Here is a 17,202-nt window from a genome sequence, read left to right on the forward strand (position 1 = left end):
TCCTTGTCTGGATGGCGTGCCTCGCGGCACAGAGCAGAATCCGCTCGTGCGGCTCCGCTATCCCAATAGTCGGGATGCTATACGCATCATTGGAATAACTCCAACACTCAATCGTCATGCTGGAGAGTCGCCGAGAAGCGTGGAATACGTCCAGATTTAGACCTAGTCTAAATTGCACCGCACCCCCTCATTTCCAGGAGACCCTCTTGACCACGCACGAGCAGCCCGCTGCTTCTTCCTCTTCTCCGAGCTCCGGAACCGCTCCGACTCGCCGACCCGAACGACTCCGTCGCACTCGCACCGCGGCGGCCGTCGTCGCGGCGATCATCGGCGGAGTGATCACCTACCTGGCACTGGGCAACGTGATCCCTGGAGGAGGCTCCCTGCTCACCCTCGCCCCGGCGCACGTCTGGGCGCACTACGGGCCGCAGATCGTGCTGGCGAGCGTGGCGGCCGTCCTCCTCTGCATCCCGCTGTGGCGTGCCGGCCGCCGTCGGGTGCTGCGCAGCGTCGCCGTCGGACTCGCCGCTGTCGCCCTCATCGCCTCGACGACGATCACGGGCATGATCGTGCAGTCCGCCTACGCCGCGGGAGGATCGATCGACCTCGTTCGGGCCGTGACGATGTCGACCTCGACCGAGGGCCCCGACGACGTCACCAGCTACGTCACCGTCGACGGCGAGGCGCAGCAGGCGCGGATCTACGAGCCGGACGGCGGCGCCGAGGGCGCCCCGGTGATGATGTTCATCCACGGAGGCGGGTGGTACATGGGAGCAGCCGCGGACGTCGACAGCATCGTCCGCTCCTACGCGACCCAGGGCTTCTACGTCATCAGCGTCGACTACCGGCTCGCGGACGCCGACACCGCGACGTGGGACACGGCCCCTGCCGACGTCGCCTGCGCGCTGAGCTGGACCGTCCAGCGCGCCGCCGCCGCCGGGGCCGACACCGAGAGGCTCACCGTGCTCGGGGACTCCGCCGGCGGGCACCTCTCGCTGCTGCTGGGATGGTCCGCCGCGGAAGGGGCGGCCGCGTCGTCCTGCGGCGCCCAGGCCGAGGTACCGGTGCCGGACGCCGTCATCGCCTCCTACCCCGTCGGAGACCTGACCTACACCTACGAGAACGGCGCCGCACCCCTGGGCGTCGACCCGCGGGAGTTCACCCGGTTCTTCCTCGGCGGCGAGCCGACGGCGTTCCCCGAGCGCCTGCGCGCCGTGTCGCCCGCGACCTACCTCTCGGCCGACGTGCCCCCGACGCTCGTCCTCCAGCCGGAGCGCGACGACTTCATCCCCGCGGAGGGCAACTACCGCCTCGTCGAGCAGGCGCAGCAGGCAGGAGCCGACGTGACGATCGCCCGGGTCCCCTTCGCGTGGCACGGTTTCGACGGCGACCCCGGATCGATCGGCGGTCAGCTCAAGACGACCGTCGTCGTGAACTGGCTCGACGGCTACGGCCTGGCGCCGTGATCCGGGCGGGCGCGCTGCGCCCGCCCGACGTCGAGAGCACCTGGCCCGCTCGGTTCGCGAGGAACCGCTCCAGCGGGCCGGGTGCTCGTCGTCACTCCTCGGAGAACCACTCGCGGATCATCCGGGCACCCGCTCCGAATGCGGCGGACCGCGGAAAGCCGAGGAAACCGTGCATCGCCCGGAGCTCCTCCTCCCGGACGTCGACGCCGGCCTCGCGCAACTCGGCCGCGAAGAGCCGGCCGGACGCGTGCAGACGGTCGTTGTCGGCGTCGACGACCAGAGTCGGCGGCAGCCCGTGCAGATCGCTTCCGCCGGGGAAGGCGAGACCGGGCACGAGCAGCCGGTCGTCGCCGACGTAGTTCCGGTTCATGCGGAGGAGCATGCGCGGGTTGAAGGCCCATCGTGCGAGAGGGCCCCGCAGCCGGTCGTACACCTCGGATCCGGGGACGGGTCCGCTGTGGAACGTGCCGTACGCGAGCGCGAGCCGGCGCGGAACGGGACCGTCGTCGTCTCTCAGCAGGAGCGCAGCAGCGGCCACCAGATTCGCGCCGGCGCTCGCTCCGGCCGCGTCGACCGGCGTCCCGGCGGCGGCAGTCGAGGCGATGATCACGTCTGCGACATCGTGCAGACCCGCGGGGAAGCGATCCGGACCCTCGCGCAGAGCGTGGTCGCGGAGGAGACTCACCCGGGGCGCGAGGCGGTAGTCGACCGTGCGGACCCACCGGCCCGCGGCGGCCCAGGCTCGCGCAGGCGCATCCGACTCCCCGTCGTCCAACCCGCCGGCGGAGAATCCGCCGCCGTGGACCCAGAGCAGGGGTCGATCGGTCGATCGTGTCTCCGGGAGGTAGTCGCGCACCGGTACGGCCCCGTTCCGACCGTCGACCACTGCCTGCCGAACGTCGTACGGGACACCGCCCCCCTGCGGCCCCGCCGACGCGCGGCGGGGCCGGAACCCGTTCGTCATGCCGTAGGCCCCGGGAGCAGCGGCCGGAGGACGTCGCCCCAGGCCGCGTAGCCGTCGGGAGACAGATGGAGGTTGTCCGTGGTGAACTCCTTGCGCAGCGCGCCGTCGGCGTCCGCGAGCGCGGGCCAAGCGTCGACGTAGGTGCATCCGGTCCGTTCGGCGAGGACCCGGTACTGCGCATTGAGCGCTCGCAGGCGAGGACCGTAGAGCGTGGTGCGGGGCAGGACCCCGTTCACCAGGACGAGCGCGTCCGGAGCCGTGGCGCGGACGCGCTCGACGATGGTCCCGACCCGCGAGACGATCCCACGCGGATCCTTCGTGCGCCGACTCGTGTGCAGGTCGTTCGTGCCGATCAGGAGCGAGACGACCGCGGGGTCGACCACCGCCTCGTCCAGCCGATCCAGCACGTCCACGCTGGTGTCCCAGCCGATCCCCCGGTTCACGACCGGAAGCCCAGGGAAGAGCTCCCCGAGCGGGGCGACCTCGGTGATGCTGTCACCGAGGAACACGACCGCGCGAGGAGGGACCGTCTCCGTCAGGAAGGACTCGCGCCTCTCGCGGCGCCTCTTCGTCGCGGTCCCGCGCAGGAGCGGGACCACGAGCTCGAAGATCCGGTCGCTGCTCAGCATGTCGCACTCCGCGACCGGTGCGCCGAGAGCCGGACGCGGAGGATCCGCGATCCGGGTGAGGCGGTCGTGATCGTCGATGCCATGTGCAACTCCTCTGGTGCGAGGGCGGATCGCTCGAGTGCGGAGCCGCCGGACCGGCCCGTGCCGACCGATCGAAGAATTTCATCTTCTCGCATATCATGCCGATAATCGAAAAAACTACCGACTCGTCCGTCTCCTCGAAGCGGCCGAGACGGACAGCCGCAAAGGAGAGACCGTGGACGACGCAGTCCTGCAGAAGACCGCGCTCGCGGCCGGACTGCCGTTCGGGGACCGCATGGTGCTCCAGCGGCAGAAGGAGATCGCGATCTGGGGCACCGGGCGACCGGGCAGCACGGTGGAGATCCGGCTGGCAGAGGACGAGGCGGTGCGCGCGACCGTCTCCTCGGACGGGACGTGGTCGGCGTCGTTGCAGCCCCACGAGGCGGACCGCGGTCTCCGCCTCGTCCTCGCCGATGAGCGCACGCGGATCGAGTTCACCGACGTGGCGATCGGGGAGGTGTGGATCGCGGGGGGCCAGTCGAACATGGAGTACTTCCTCGCGTTCGACGGCGATCGGCGCGAGATACTGGCTGGCACTCCCGATCCCGACATCCGCTTCTTCGACTCCCCTCGGACCTCGTACGAGGGCCAGTTGGAGGAGAAGGACTACTCGCGCTTCGGGACCTGGCGCACCAGCACGCTGGAGGACCTCCCCTACTTCTCCGCCGTCGGCTACTACTTCGCCGCCGACCTCCACGCGTCCCTCGGAGTGCCGGTCGGGATCGTCGGATGCAACTGGGGAGGCACGCCGGCGAGCGCCTGGACGAGCGTGGAGCGTCTCGAGGCCGGTGAGGGGCGGGTCTGGCTCGACGAGCACCGCGCCCAGCTCGAGGGCGTCGACCTCGAGATCGTCTCGGCGGCGTACCGCGCCGATCCCCTGAACGACACGACCGATCCGCTCAAGCCGTCGCTGCTGACCCTGCTCCTCTCCCCCGGCTTCCCCCGTCCGGTGCAGAAGGCGCTGGTCGCCCTGGGCGGCCGACGACTGAAGTACCCGGTCGTCGGCCCCCTCCACCCGTTCCGTCCCGCGGGTCTTCACGAGGTCATGCTGAAGCGGGTGGCCCCGTACACGACGCGCGGAGTGATCTGGTATCAGGGTGAGTCGGATGCGACCCATCCCGAGATCTACGCCGACGTGTTCGGCGCCCTGATCCGGTCCTGGCGGGACCTCTGGCGCGAGGACATCCCGTTCCTCTTCGTCCAGCTCGCTCCTTTCGGCGAGTGGCTGGTGTCGACCGGCGAGGCCTACCCCGAGCTGCGCCGCCAGCAGCAGGTTGTCGCCGACACGGTACCCGGCACCTGGATGGCGAGCTCCTCCGACTCGGGTCTGCAGTGGGACGTCCACCCCAAGCGGAAGAGGCCGATCGGCGCGCGCCTCGCGCTCCTGGCCCGTCGGCACCTGTACGGGCAGAGCATCCAGGGCGACCCTCCCCGATTCGTGTCGGCGGAGCGCACCAGGGAGGGCGTCGATGTGCGATTCGCCGACGCAGATGGGCTGCGGCTCCGGCAGGGAGAGGTCCCTCTCGACGTCCGCTCGCCCTCCGGCCGCAGGATCGCCGTCAGTGGTCTGCGCGTCGAGGGCGACCGTCTCGTCGTCATCGGTTCGTTCCCGCCGCGATCCGTCGTCAGCTTCGCATGGACGGGCTTCTACAACGTCCCCCTGGTGAACGGAGCGGGCATTCCCGCGACACCGTTCCGATTCGAGCTGCCGCCGATGAGCCGCGTAGCGTCCGGTCCCGGCGCGGCCGAGAGCTGATGGGCCGCGGCCGTCGGGGGCCTGATCAGGCTGCTGATCGGTCGGGGCGGCCGTACCCGGAGCGGGCACCCTCCACGACCCGGTCGAGCATGTCGGACCAGACGGCGCGCGACTTCCGGGTCAGCTCCCCGTCGCAGCCCAGGAGCCAGTGCCCGGATGCGACGATGACGCCGTTCATGAGGGCTCCGACGAGGAGCTCGACCTCCAGGCGATTCCAGGCCGGGTACCGCAGAGCGACATGATCGGCGATGTGCGCCGACGTCCGGTCGATCACTTGGCGGAGGAGGACTTCGTGCTTGGATGACGCCTGATCGTTCCATCCCAGCACGGCGCCCACCGAGACGATCACGTCCGGGAGATCCGCGGCACCGAGCAGCCGCGCCACTTCATCGAAGACGGCCTCCCTCGATCCGTCCGTCGCCGGTTCGGCGGTGGTCGCCGCGTCGAACGTGGCGAGGATCCGGTCGAATCGCTCCACGCTCGCTGTGACGAGGACGTCCGAGACCGACGGGAAGTAGTTGAAGACCGTTGCGCGCGATACGTCGGCGCGCTCCGCGAGCTCCTCGACGGTGAACTTCGGGCCGTTCCGCTCGACGACGAGGGCGGACGCCGCATCGAGGATCGAGCGCCGCGATCGCTCCTTCAGCATCGAGCGTCGGCCTTGAGCGGGGGCAGCGGAAACCATGAGTCCGATCCTAACCAGTATAACGATGGACCTGATCCAACTTTGGACCTCCCGAGCGAGCCCTCGGGAGCCCTGCGGGATCGGAGCGACGGGCTCGGCTGTCGCGGTGGTCATCGAGGCGCCGTCGCGGCACACTCACACCCTCTGCACAGCGCGCGCTGGATACCGTCGAATTATCGACTTCGTCTAACCTAGGACGAATCCGCGGTCGGATCCCGAAGGACGTCACGCACATGCCACAGCATCCAGCCGCTTCTCCGCCCCGCAGAACGCGGTTCCCCCGATCGCGCACGGCGGCCGCTGTGATCGCGGCCGCCCTGGGCGTGCTCGTCGTCCTCCTCGCCGCGGCGAATCTCTTCCCGGCATCGTCGAACATCCTCACCCTGGCCGGCACGTACGTCTGGGCGAGCTCGGCCCCGCACCTGGTGATCCTCAGCCTCGTGGCCGTGCTGCTGACCATTCCGCTGTGGCGGGCGGGACGCCGTCCCGTGCTCCGCGGCATCGCCTCCGGGGCGGCAGCAGTCGCCCTGATCGCGTCGACCGTCATCACCGGCTCGCTGGTCACTGCAGCCACCTCGAACGGCGGGTCCGTGAACCTCGTGCAGGCCCTCACCCTGGCGACGCCGACCGAGCCGGCGACGGAGATCACCAGCTACAGCACGGTCGACGGCGCACCTCTCGAGGCACGTGTCTACGAGCCCGAGGGCGGCGCGGAGGGCGCTCCCGTGATGATGTACATCCACGGCGGCGGCTGGGCGACGGGCTCAGCGGAGGAGTCCGAGCAGACAGCCCAGCACTGGGCCGCGGAGGGCTGGTACGTCGTGAGCGTCGACTATCGCCTCTCCGGCGCAGAGCGGCCGACCTGGGACGAGGCGCCCGCCGATCTGGCCTGCGCCCTCACGTGGACCGATCGCCACTCGGCCGAGGCGGGCGCCGACTCCGAGCGGCTGACCGTCCTGGGCGACTCCGCAGGCGGGCACCTCGCCCTGCTCCTCGGCTGGTCCTCCGGCGCCGGTGCCGCAGCCTCCACCTGCGCCGATCAGGGCGTCGTCCCCGTCCCCGACGCCGTCGTCGCCGCCTACCCCGCCAGCGACGTCCAGTACATCTACGACTACGGCGTGGCACCCGTTCCCGGTATCGACCCCCAGCAGTTCACTCGGCTCTTCCTCGGCGGCGAGCCGGCCGACTTCCCGGACCGCCTGAATGCGATCGAACCCCTGACGTACCTCGGCGACGCCACCCCGCCGACCCTCGTCCTGCAGCCCGACCGGGACGACTTCATCCCCGCCGAGAACAACTACCGCGCGATGGAGAAGGCCTCCCGGGCCGGCGTCGATGCGACGATCGTCCCCGTTCCGTTCGCGTGGCACGCCTTCGACGCCCCCCAGGGTGGACTCGGCGGCCAGGTGAAGAACACCGTCACCAGGACTTGGCTGGACGAGCGAGGCCTGGCACCTGAGCGATGAGCCACCGCCTCCGGCCCTGCTTATCCGAATGCGGTCGCGGTGCGGGGCCCGCAGCCGTCGCGATGACGGGCGCGAGCACCTCGAGGATGCGTCCGAACTGAACAGGATCGAGATCGTGTTCATCCTCCGGCCGCTCCGCGGTCGGGCCGACGGCCCGACCGGAGGGACGAGCACCGGCGCGCCGTCGATCCCCCCCCCCCCCGACGCTGCGTCCCTCCACACCTCGCCTCGGAGGCTCTTCCACCAGGTGCGCTGTCCTGACTCTCCTCGACCCGAGTGCGACTCCTGTGAGAGGGCCGTGAGGCGGGCGGATCGGCCTCGCTCCGGACGCGCGATCCTCACCGACCGGGACGAGAGTGGCCCCGACCTACAGGAGCCGGTTCAGGACCTTCATGTAGCTCCCCGGGAGAACGCGGACGATCAGGTCGGGGATCCTCGCGGAGGACCCGATCAGCACTCGCGGCTTCCTGCGCTCGATGCCGTCGAGGATGGACGTCGCGGCCGAGGCCGGCGTGATGGTGAGCACGCGGCTCATGGCATCGACCTTCTTCGCGGCGTCGGCGGCGGACAGCCCGGCGCCGGCGCGGGCGTTCGTCGCGATCGCCGTCCTGATCCCGCCGGGATGGATGGAGGTCACTCCCATGCCGGTGCCCTCGGACTCCGCCCTCAGCGCTTCCGTGAAGCCGCGCACAGCGAACTTGCTCGACACGTAGGCCGCCTGGCCGGCGGGAGCGAACAGGCCGAAGACGCTGGACACGTTCGCGAGATGCGAGCCACGATTGCGGCGGAGCACGGGCAGGAGATGGTGGGTGAGCGTCACCGTCGCGTGGAAGTTGATGTCGAACAGCCAGGTGAAGTCCTGCAGACTGACCTGATCGAAGTTCCCGCCCAGTGCGACGCCCGCGCAGTTGACGAGCAGCGTGGTGTCGGGATGATCGGCCGCGAGCTGTGCTGCGACCGCATCGGTGGCATCACGATCGGCGAGATCGGCGATGACCGTGCTCACCGAGATGCCGGGGTGCTTGGCGCGGAGGTCCCCGGCGACCCGCGCGAGACCGACGGCATCCCGGTCGAGCAGGACGACGCTGCTTCCCCGGGCTCCGAGCTCGCGCACCAGCGCCTCTCCGATGCCGCTCGCCGCGCCCGTGACGACAGCGGTTCCGCCGGCGAATCGGTAGGTGTTCATGCAGGTGCTCCTTCGGATCGTGATGTGCTGACGTCGGCACCGGACCGCGCGAGGAACGCCGCGACGAGAGCGGCGAACTCGTCTGGACGCTCGATCTGGGGCATGTGCCCGGTATCGGCGAACACGTGCGACTGGGCATCGGGCAGAGCCGCCACCGCCGCTCTGAGCTGATGCGAGGGGAGCACACGGTCACGGTCGCCCCAGAGGATCAACAGCGGGATGTCCAGCTCGGCCAGCTCGCGCAGCAGCCGCTCGCGCCACTCGGGGCGCACGCCGCGGAACGTTCCGAGGTCGTGCACGATGTCCAGCGTGGTCCTCGCATGGTCAGGGCGCTGAGCGAGAGCGAAGGCCCGGGCGATGCGCTCCTGCGTGGCGAGGGATCTGTCGTGGAAGAGCGACTGCACCGTTCGAGCGGATCTGCTGATGGCGGGCCGCATCAGGCGCGTTCCGATCGGCTTGACGGCCAGCAGCCGCAGGACCACGGTCACCTCGGTGCCGAATCCCGCACTGTTGGCGAGGACGATCGCCGACACTCGATCCGGATGCGCCACGGCGACGATCATCCCCACGGCGCCACCGAGCGAATTGCCGAGGATCCCGACCGGCCCGACCACGCCGAGAGCATCGAGGAAGCCGGGCAGCACGCCTGCCAGCATCTGCAGAGTCAACGGTGCCGCCGGCCGCTGCGAGTACGCGAAGCCGGGCAGGTCGAGGCTGACCACCCGGTGCGAGGCCGAGAGCCGATCGTGCTGCTCGCTCCAGTCCTCGAGACTCTGGCCGATGCCGTGGAGGAGAAGGAGCGGAGGGCCGGTACCGGTGTCCCGGTACCGCAGACGGAGGCCGCCGACGGTCAGGTAGCCGCTTCCCGGCAGAGCGAGCTCCGGGCCGTCGGACCCCGCGACGCCGCTCCGGATCGGATCGCCTCGATGGCTGAAATGCACATCGTCCGTGATCCTCCCCCGTCGGAGCTGGAGGAAATCGCGCAGATAATTCTGACGGAGTCGCCACGGTGAGCGCTGCCCCTGCCTGGGCAGCTGGGCCGAGCCGCGCAGGATGTATCCCGCCTGGAGGTCGATGAGCGGGACGAGCGGTCCTTCGCGGACGGATACGGGAGCCTGCGGTGTGACGATGTTGTATCCGCGTCGATCCATCCTGCGTAGGACTCTGGCGACGTAGCGCGCCACCAGGTCGGCTTTGAGGGTCCAGGACGCGTTCGTGTACCCGATCGTGAGCGCGAAGTTGGGAACGCCGGTCAGCATCATCCCCTTGTACGAGATCGTGTCGGGAACATCGACGGATCGGCCGTCCACCGTGAGTCGGATGCCGCCCATCACGAGCAGGTTGAGCCCGGTCGCAGTCACGATGATGTCGGCGTCGAGAGATCCCCCCGATGCCAGCTCGATTCCACCGTCGGTCACCCGCTCGATGCGGTCGGTCACGATGTCGGCGGCGCCCCTGCTGATCGCGGCGTAGAGGTCGCCGTCGGGGATCGCGCAGAGGCGCTGATCCCAGGGCTGGTAGCTCGGAGCGAGGTGGGTGTCGACGGCGAAGTCGGCAGGCAGCGCCGCCACGGCGGCCTTGCGCAGAAGTGATTTCATCACCTCGGGACGACGCCGACTCAGCTGGTACGTGAACATCGAGTACGCGATGTTCTTCACCCGGATGAGGTCGTAGGCGAGCTGGGCCGGCAGCCGTCCGCGGAGCCGGTCGGCGAGCGCATCGCGCGAGGGCACGGCGCCGATGTAGGTCGGCGATCGCTGAAGCATCGTGACGTGCGCAGCAGAGGCGGCCATCGACGGCACGAGTGTCACCGCGGTCGCGCCGCTTCCGATCACGACCACCCGCTTGCCGGCGTAGTCGAGGTCGGCGGGCCAGTGCTGCGGATGCACCACCGTGCCCGCGAAGTCCTCGATGCCCGGGAGCTGCGGAGTGAAACCTTCGTCGTACCGGTAGTAGCCCGAGCACACGAACAGGAAGGAGCAGGTGAAGGTCACAGTGGTGGCCGGATCGAGGCCTTCCGCGCCCGACCCCGTCGGATACTCGTGATGGTCGGTGTGCACGGCGGTGACGGTCCAGGCGGCCTCCGCTGTCGACCACTCGGCAGCGATCACTCGGTGGTTCGTGCGGATTCGGTCGGAGAGTCCTTCAGCCTCCACCGTGTCGAGCACGTACCGACGGATGGACTCGCCGTCGGCGATCGCCTTCCCGTCGGTCCATGGTCGGAACGAGTATCCGAGGGTGTACATGTCCGAATCGGAGCGGATGCCGGGATAGCGGAAGAGATCCCAGGTTCCCCCGACTTCGGATCGCGATTCGAGGATCAGAAGATTCTTCCCCGGGAGATCTCGCCGGAGGTGGCTGGCGGCTCCGATTCCACTGAGTCCGCCGCCGACGATCAACACATCGATGTGTTCTGACATGTCCTGCACCTTAGACCAGATGCCGATGCCCAAGACGGCATGTCGACCTTGCAGTGACGCCCTCCGACCCGGAACAGGGGCCGACGCCGCGGTCGTCGCTTCGGGGCCCGCCGTTGTCACGGGGGGGGGGGGGGGCTCCTCGAGCACGAGTTAGGGCATCGACGCCGCGAGCGCGGCCGGTGAAGGGCGGAGCGTCGCCCCGGTCCGTCGCTGATCCATTCAAGCGAGCGCGTCTGATTGTTTGTCAGGCGGGAAGTAGCCCTCAGGCGGGGCCGTGTAGGGCAACGGGTCACCCGGCTTGCTCTCGTCCTCCGAGCCGGCGAATGGCCCGTCCGGGGAGAGCAGCACGGCCATCTGGCGATCGCAGTGGGTCAGCCACCAGTCACTCATCGCAGCAGGGTCCTGACGCGCTTTCTCCCACGCCCGCCACAGCGACTCGATGCGACTAATCGCCTCTTCGCTCTTCCACCACGAGGCGCGCCACCGGTAGTTGCCGCGTCCGGGTCGCGTGATCGCGCGGCGGTACTTGTACCGGAGCTGCTTGCGCATGAACTCGTCCGCAGAGCCGAAGAACAGCTCCGGCGTCGGATCCTCCGACGCTTCTTCGTCCGGCTCCGACGTCTCGTCCGCGTCGACGTCGGGCTCGGCGTCGAAGTCGTATACGCTCATCGCTACGCCGCCGTCCGGCCGGGCTCGTGCGCGGCGATCGACGCCTTGATCGCGTCGACGCTAGCCTTCGTGCCGCTGTACCAGGGCACGGTGCGCAGCAGCGCTGCGCGGTTGCCGGAGGAGAACATGACCGCACGCCCGCGGGGCATGTCGGCGAGCTCCTGCACTTCGAGGATCTTCTCTCGCTTCAACGCGGTGTTGGTGGAGCGCACGCCCTTGTTCATGCTGACGGAGGTCGTCTCGCGGTCGTACGTGCCGATCAGGTCCGACATCTCGCCCAGGAACGCCGGTTCGGAGACGCCGCCCGCGTAGACCTTCACGTTGGAGGCGGACCAGAGTTTGCGCATCCCGTCCTGCCCGAACACGGCGATGCCTTGGCTATAGGACTGGAACACGCTCATGATCGGGATACCCCTCGAGCCGAAGTGGCTGTAGAGGTCGGGGAGGTCGGTCCACCGGCACACGTTCGCGGCCTCGTCCAGAAGCCCCAGCAGCGGCGTCTGCAGTCGGCCACCGGGCGAGTTCGCGGCCAGCTCCTCCGCCGCCTCGATCGTGGCCGCGGTGAGCGCCGTCACGAGCGGGCCGGCGGTGCCGGCGCCCTCCTTGGAGAGGCTGTAGAGGGTGCCGGTGCCCTTCACGAACTCGTGCGGGTCGAACTGCGGCCGCGGCGTCACCGGAGACGGGTCGGGGTTCACCCACCGTTCGATGCCGGAGTTGTTCAGGCAGGCGGCCATCCGCTCGGCGGAGGAGTAGATGCCGTCGCGCTGCTTCTCGGTGGCCTGCTGCACGGCGCTGACGCTCTCCGCGATCCGGCGGTAGCCGGCCCGCTCCAGATACTCGACCGGCTGCGTGCGGGAGACGTTGGTCAGCCACTCGTACACGTCGGTGACGGGACGGTTCCCGACCGCGGCCGCGAGCAGGAACGCGGCGAGCAGGTTCTGCCCCTTGCCATCGAAGTACGCATCCGTCTTCGCGCCCGGGGCCGTGGTGCCGGAGGCGAAGTGCTGCGCCATCTTGGCCGCCTTGGTGTCGTCGGTGACGTAGGAGAGCGGGTTCCACCACCAGGGGGGCTCCTCCGACGCGACGCGCTGCGGATCGAACACCCACACCGGCCCCACGGCTGCGCGCGGGTCACGGGTCGCGTCCAGCACGTCGCGCTTGTTCGACGTCGTGACCACCGCGCCCGGAGCGGCAGTGATCGCGGGGATGACGAGCGACGTCGACTTCCCGACGCGCGGACCGGCAATCAGGATCATCATGTCCTCGAACGAGGCGTAGACGGTGCGCGCGCCCATCAGCATCTTCCCGATCGGAACGCCGGGGTTCCCGATGACGCCGAGGCGCTGCGACTTCTTCAACGCCGCCTTCTCCTGCATCGACGCGAGATCCCGGGTCGGTGCCATGTAGCGGGCGGCGTGGTCGACGTTCGTGCGACCCTTCGCGCCCATGGCGCGCATCCACAGCACCCACACCCCGATCAAGACGAGGACGCCACCGAAGACCGCGGCGATCATCGTTCCCGATGCAGGCCACGAGTAAACGCCCTTCCGCAGGCCCTCGATCATCGAGAACGGATCCGCTGTGATCCCGGCGTTCACGCCGTCCATGTCAGAGCCGATCTTCATCGACACCGCGAAGCCGATGATCGCGATGATCGCCGCGACCGCCGACACGAGAATCAGCGTCTCGTTGCCGGCTTTCCCGGGCTCGCGTCGGCGGTTGTTCATCGTCGCGGTCATGCTGCAGCTCCTTCAAACAGTGCGGTCACGGTGAGGGTCGGCGGCGAAGAGCTCACGCGCTGCACCGTCGAAGCAGGTCGGCGCGGCTGCGGGTGGCTGTCACGACGTCGCCATCTCGAGCAGCGGAACGGGTGAAGGCAGGAATCGTCGCGGCTCGCACCGCTCGTAGATCGGGCCGTCGTAGCGCTGCGTCGCGTCGGCTGCCGCGGCCTCGCAGCTCGAGCCCCAGGTGAGGACGGCCTGGCCGTTGTCTACGTACTCGACCGGAAGGTCCGTCATGTGGTGCGAGTGCGGGAGCGTCGACGTCATCGAGCAGCCCCAGAGGTATCCGTCGTAGACGACCGTCGACGTGCAGCTCATACGATCACCCGGTCTCACTGGTCCCAGGCGACGAAGCCCGCCATCAGGGCGATCCCGGTCCAGCAGCCCGTGAGCAGGAACCGATCGCGTTCCGCCGCCCCCTGACGGTGGGCGGCGATCACGCTGATGATCGCGGCACCGGCCGCGCCGGCCGCGACGCCGGTCGCGCCGAGGGCGACGAGGACGCTCACGGCAGGATCTCCACCACGACCGGATCGGTCGCCTGGGGCTCGTTCGCGCGTCCGGCTCGGGAGGTGGTGTGCCAGAGCTTGTTGGTGTCGTTGACGTCGAGCTCGGCGGCGGTGAGCTGCACCCGGATCGGGATGCCGGGCCGGCCGCCCACCTTGATCAGGAACCGTCCGCGCCCGGGAGGCTCGGACTCGTGTCCCGAGACGGGGTCCCAGGCGGGCGGGTCCTGCCAGCTGGTGAGCATCGACTGTTCCGCGTTCGATAGCGGCACCGCGGAGGTCAGCAGCGGCATCTCAGCGCCCGGGAGGCCGCCGCAGATAACCATGCCGGAGCGTTCCACGAAGCCCTTGGCCTTCATCTGGTCCTCCTGCGAGGCCAGGGCGAGGAGGTCGGACATGGTGTGGCTGATCATCGCGAGGCCCACGCCGCGGGCGCGGTTGAGGCGGGTGAGCGCGTCGACGCGATCGACCATGCCTTTGCCTGCGCGCAGCGCCCGCCACAGCTCATCGAGGATCACGAAGTAGTGCCGGCGGGGCTCCAGCCCGGCTTCCGCGAGGGCGGAGGCGACGTTGACGGTCCCGAACCCGGCGGACCAGCAGGCGAGAAGGATGCTCGCCTGCAGATCACCTTCGGAGTCATCGATCGAGGACACGTCGTAGACCACGGGGCGGTCTCGCCGCATCGGGGTGGTGGTCTGGCGGGAGAAGATCTCTCCCAGCCGGCCGCCGGTGGTGAGGCCGATGAGGGAGGCTTCCAGGTTCTCGGTGATCGCCTTGTAGCGGGTGAGGTCGCCGCGGTCGAGGGCGACTTGACGGATCTCGTCGGGTGCGGCCTGGATGACGGCGAGGAGGTCCGCGAGGACGGGGATGCCCTCGTGCGTCTCGTCCAGGTATTTCAGCGCCCGGTCGATGATCGTCTCCTCCCGGTCACTCGGCGGCTCGGAGCGCAGGATCGTCAGCAGCGCGGCGATCATCGTGTGCCGGCGGCCGTGAGCATCAGCGAGCACTTGAGATGCGAGGCGCTGGGACTTCACGGCGTGCTTGCGCTCCTCCGTCGAGTTCTCGCCGTGATCGTCGAGCTCGACGGCCCGCTCGAGAGCCGCGTCCGCGTCGGCGCGCAGACGCGCTGCGGCGGTGGTCGCCTCGCCGGGGTCGAGGATGTTGAGGTAGCCGCGACCGCGGCCCAGGGTGATGACCTGCCCGTCCATCGCCCGGATCAGGTCCACGTAGTCGGGCTTCAAGTCCCCGAGGACCAGCGGGAGGGTGCCGTATCCGGCGAGCCCTGTCGCCATGCGCCGGGTGAGGGAGGACTTGCCCAGGCCCGGCTTGCCGAGGACGAACATCGACGGGTTGGAGATGAGCTGCGCCCGCTGGAACCAGCTGATCGGGTCGCACAGCACCGACGCGCCCGTGGCGAGGTTCTTCCCCAGCGGCACGCCGATCATCGGTGTGCCAGTGCCGACCGAGAACGGGTACAGCCCGCACACCTGCACGGTCGTCGCGCGGAATTCATCGGCGGGCTGGATCGAGACGGCCTGCCCGCCGCCGCGGCCCAGCCATCCCGTCGGCGTCGGCCGCATCGGGCGCTTGGGGGCCGGCTCCTTCTCGATCTTCTGCTTGCCGCCCTGGTGCGGGATCGCCGGCTTCTTCCGGGACCGCTTGGAGGGCTTATCGCGGGCGAGCGGCGAGGCCGCGGCCCGCGCTAGGGCGGCGTCCTCTTGCGCCTTCCGGGTCCGGCGGGGTACCGCGCGGCTGTCCGTCGTCGCCGCTTCCGCAGCGTCCGTCGACGGCGCACCGACCGCTCCCGTGGGGACGGCCGTGTCGAGCACGTCGACGTCGCCGGTGTCCTCGATCCGGTCGACGTCGGCGGCGCCGGTAGGCAGCTCGTCGCCCTCGGCGGCGATCGCGTTGACGGGTTCGATGTCGCGGTGGCGGGAGAAGAGCTTGGTAGCGATGCTCACTGGGGGCCTCCTAGAAGGGGCGAAACGACGGCGAGGACGGGCGAGGGCTGAGGGTTAAGCCGGGACGGCACCGGACGTGTGTCCAGTGCCGTCCTGGTGGTGGCGGTGTCCGTCACAGGGCTTCCCGGACCTCGTTGGGGATGCGCAGATGGCGCGGCAGGACCAGCCCGAGCGGGAGCGCGGCGGCGAAGGCGGAGTCCTGCGACCCGAACGCCGGCCGCATCCGCAGCCGAGCCGCGGACGTCAACGAGTCGATCGCGGCCCGCGCTTCGGGCTCCTGGGTGCGGTCCATCGTTGTGGCGGTGACGATCAGGCCGAAGTTCATAAGCCCGGCGCCGGAGGCTTCCTCCGCCGCCGTCGCCTGCGCCGAACGGGTCGAGAGCGTCGAGCGAGCGGTCGGCTTGGTGGACGCCGAGCTGTTGAACTGCGCAGCGTTGAGGTCCGCTTCCACCAGTGCGGCAGCTCGTGCCGGGTCGATCGGGCGGTAGAGCAGGGTGACGCGTTTGCGGGCGACGTCCCGGTGCGGTGCGAGCAGACGAGCGAGGATGCCCGCCTGCACCACCCCGCGCGGCGGAGCGGTCATCGTCCACGACGTCGACACGGCCCCGTCGTGCCGGTACGAGTCCCAGTGCGCTTCGGCCGCGGCGGGGCCGACGTCGGTCCAGGACAGGTCGGCCGTCTCGCCCGCTGCGCGGGCCTGGTCGATCAGGACTGCCGCGTCAGGGTCGTAGGCGGTGCGGATGACCTCGCACAGCTCTTGCGCGTTGAGGGGCCGTGCAGCGCCGGCGCCGGTCGCTGCGAGGGAGGACGTCAGGCCGGGGATGCGGGCGGAGAGGTCGGAGGCGACTTCCTTCGCGTTGCGGCGCTTCCCGCCGATGCGGGCCGTCGCCGTGAACGTCAGAGCGATGTAGGCGCGGATGGTCGCGGATCCGACCGGGTATGTCTCTACGACCTCTTGGAGCATTGCTCGAGCGAAGAGCGGGGCGTCCGGGTCCATCGATCCCTCGACCTCACCGCGCAGGCGGGTGCCGGTGTCGGGGGCTGTCTCGACGGTGACGGAGGCCGCCTCGATGCCGGGCTCGTCTCCGAGGTTGGCGAGCCAGATGCCGTACTCCGCGACCTGGTTGTTGATCTGCTCCTGATCCACCAGCGCGGCGCCGTCCGGCTCCGTCGCCAGGACGACCGTGAAGTGCCGAGTGGTCGGGGTGCTGATCAGGGCGAAACGTCGGCCGTGGGAGTCCTCATGCTCGGTGAGCTGGGACGCCGCGGCCAAGCCAGGCAGCTGGAAGGTGCCCCACTTGGCACGTCCGGTCGGGCCGGAGCGGTAGATGTTCGCCCCTTTGCTCTTGGTGCGCCACCAGTTCACGCGGACCACCGTCCTTCCCAGGGCCGACTGCCCGTGCTTGTCCTTGACCGAGACGGTCAGGAGGATGCCGCCGAAGATCCCGGCGACGATGAGAGCCGGCCCGAGGCCGGAGAACATGGACGCGATGATCGAGGCGACGATGCCCACGAACATCACGAGGGTGGCGAGCTGCCCGAGCCCGCCGAGGCCGGCGGTCTGGGGCTTTCGCCAGTTGCCGTAGGTGCGTGCCTTGACCGGATCGGTCGCGGTAGCGGTGCTGGTCATGA

At 69.6% G+C, this 17,202-nt stretch carries 14 protein-coding genes; 3 read left to right on the plus strand and 11 right to left on the minus strand.

Annotated features, from left to right (window positions below):
• Positions 1 to 335: 335 nt before the first annotated feature.
• Positions 336 to 1,466, plus strand: a complete 1,131-nt coding sequence (locus tag HQQ86_RS21575) for an alpha/beta hydrolase (protein WP_173290571.1) — start codon at positions 336 to 338, stop codon at positions 1,464 to 1,466.
• A 91-nt stretch (positions 1,467 to 1,557) separates the two neighbouring features.
• Here the strand turns inward: HQQ86_RS21575 and HQQ86_RS20320 are convergent, their stop codons facing one another.
• Both HQQ86_RS20320 and HQQ86_RS20325 read right to left on the minus strand, forming a co-directional pair.
• A complete protein-coding gene (locus HQQ86_RS20320; RefSeq protein WP_254072300.1) occupies positions 1,558 to 2,430 on the minus strand; it encodes an alpha/beta hydrolase fold domain-containing protein in 873 nt (290 codons plus the stop codon).
• Positions 2,427 to 3,059 carry a GDSL-type esterase/lipase family protein gene (locus HQQ86_RS20325; RefSeq protein ID WP_173235797.1) on the minus strand — a complete coding sequence of 211 codons (633 nt, stop codon included), beginning with the start codon at positions 3,057 to 3,059 and terminating at the stop codon, positions 2,427 to 2,429. The genes HQQ86_RS20320 and HQQ86_RS20325 overlap by 4 nt, the downstream gene beginning before the upstream one ends.
• 256 nt (positions 3,060 to 3,315) lie before the next feature.
• Between HQQ86_RS20325 and HQQ86_RS22240 the strand changes: the two genes are divergently transcribed.
• A complete protein-coding gene (locus HQQ86_RS22240; protein ID WP_173290575.1) occupies positions 3,316 to 4,896 on the plus strand; it encodes a sialate O-acetylesterase in 1,581 nt (526 codons plus the stop codon).
• A 25-nt stretch (positions 4,897 to 4,921) separates the two neighbouring features.
• Here HQQ86_RS22240 and HQQ86_RS20335 read toward each other — a convergent pair whose 3' ends face one another.
• Positions 4,922 to 5,545, minus strand: a complete 624-nt coding sequence (locus tag HQQ86_RS20335; RefSeq protein WP_173235793.1) for a TetR/AcrR family transcriptional regulator — start codon at positions 5,543 to 5,545, stop codon at positions 4,922 to 4,924.
• A gap of 338 nt (positions 5,546 to 5,883) precedes the next feature.
• Here HQQ86_RS20335 and HQQ86_RS21895 point away from each other — a divergent pair, with 338 nt between their 5' ends.
• Entirely contained in the window at positions 5,884 to 7,047 is a 1,164-nt protein-coding gene (locus HQQ86_RS21895; RefSeq protein WP_173290577.1) for an alpha/beta hydrolase, read from the plus strand.
• Between the two features lie 367 nt (positions 7,048 to 7,414).
• Here HQQ86_RS21895 and HQQ86_RS20345 read toward each other — a convergent pair whose 3' ends face one another.
• From HQQ86_RS20345 to HQQ86_RS20380, 8 genes are all read right to left on the minus strand, one after another.
• Positions 7,415 to 8,233, minus strand: coding sequence for an SDR family oxidoreductase (locus HQQ86_RS20345; RefSeq protein WP_173235789.1), 819 nt, complete (start codon positions 8,231 to 8,233; stop codon positions 7,415 to 7,417).
• On the minus strand, positions 8,230 to 10,686 hold the full coding sequence (locus HQQ86_RS21590) for an alpha/beta fold hydrolase (protein ID WP_173290579.1): 2,457 nt from the start codon (positions 10,684 to 10,686) through the stop codon (positions 8,230 to 8,232). The genes HQQ86_RS20345 and HQQ86_RS21590 overlap by 4 nt, the downstream gene beginning before the upstream one ends.
• A gap of 186 nt (positions 10,687 to 10,872) precedes the next feature.
• Positions 10,873 to 11,322 carry a DUF4913 domain-containing protein gene (locus HQQ86_RS20355; RefSeq protein ID WP_173290581.1) on the minus strand — a complete coding sequence of 150 codons (450 nt, stop codon included), beginning with the start codon at positions 11,320 to 11,322 and terminating at the stop codon, positions 10,873 to 10,875.
• A gap of 2 nt (positions 11,323 to 11,324) precedes the next feature.
• Positions 11,325 to 13,061, minus strand: a complete 1,737-nt coding sequence (locus HQQ86_RS20360; protein ID WP_173290583.1) for a type IV secretory system conjugative DNA transfer family protein — start codon at positions 13,059 to 13,061, stop codon at positions 11,325 to 11,327.
• Positions 13,062 to 13,160: 99 nt separating this feature from the next.
• Complete coding sequence (locus HQQ86_RS20365) at positions 13,161 to 13,421, minus strand: hypothetical protein (RefSeq protein ID WP_173290585.1); 261 nt, start codon at positions 13,419 to 13,421, stop codon at positions 13,161 to 13,163.
• Positions 13,422 to 13,435: 14 nt separating this feature from the next.
• Positions 13,436 to 13,612: a hypothetical protein gene (locus HQQ86_RS20370; RefSeq protein WP_173290587.1), complete on the minus strand. Its 177-nt coding sequence runs from the start codon at positions 13,610 to 13,612 to the stop codon at positions 13,436 to 13,438.
• Entirely contained in the window at positions 13,609 to 15,219 is a 1,611-nt protein-coding gene (locus HQQ86_RS20375; RefSeq protein WP_367948758.1) for an ATP/GTP-binding protein, read from the minus strand. Before HQQ86_RS20375 ends, HQQ86_RS20370 begins: the two co-directional genes overlap by 4 nt.
• Positions 15,220 to 15,682: 463 nt before the next feature.
• Positions 15,683 to 17,200 (minus strand): SCO6880 family protein, encoded by a 1,518-nt coding sequence (locus tag HQQ86_RS20380; RefSeq protein ID WP_173290589.1) that lies wholly within the window; start codon positions 17,198 to 17,200, stop codon positions 15,683 to 15,685.
• Between the last annotated feature and the right edge of the window lie 2 nt (positions 17,201 to 17,202).

Origin of the sequence: Rathayibacter sp. VKM Ac-2857 (assembly GCF_013205025.1) — a bacterium.
GTDB lineage: Bacteria > Actinomycetota > Actinomycetes > Actinomycetales > Microbacteriaceae > Rathayibacter.

Bases quoted from the DNA above. Each gene is read 5' to 3' on its own strand.
- HQQ86_RS20355 (WP_173290581.1), bottom strand. From the start codon at position 11,322: ATGAGCGTATACGACTTCGACGCCGAGCCCGACGTCGACGCGGACGAG.
- HQQ86_RS20320 (WP_254072300.1), bottom strand. From the start codon at position 2,430: ATGACGAACGGGTTCCGGCCCCGCCGCGCGTCGGCGGGGCCGCAGGGG.
- HQQ86_RS20360 (WP_173290583.1), bottom strand. From the start codon at position 13,061: ATGACCGCGACGATGAACAACCGCCGACGCGAGCCCGGGAAAGCCGGC.
- HQQ86_RS20365 (WP_173290585.1), bottom strand. From the start codon at position 13,421: ATGAGCTGCACGTCGACGGTCGTCTACGACGGATACCTCTGGGGCTGC.
- HQQ86_RS20325 (WP_173235797.1), bottom strand. From the start codon at position 3,059: ATGCTGAGCAGCGACCGGATCTTCGAGCTCGTGGTCCCGCTCCTGCGC.
- HQQ86_RS20335 (WP_173235793.1), bottom strand. From the start codon at position 5,545: ATGCTGAAGGAGCGATCGCGGCGCTCGATCCTCGATGCGGCGTCCGCC.
- HQQ86_RS20380 (WP_173290589.1), bottom strand. From the start codon at position 17,200: ATGACCAGCACCGCTACCGCGACCGATCCGGTCAAGGCACGCACCTAC.
- HQQ86_RS20345 (WP_173235789.1), bottom strand. From the start codon at position 8,233: ATGAACACCTACCGATTCGCCGGCGGAACCGCTGTCGTCACGGGCGCG.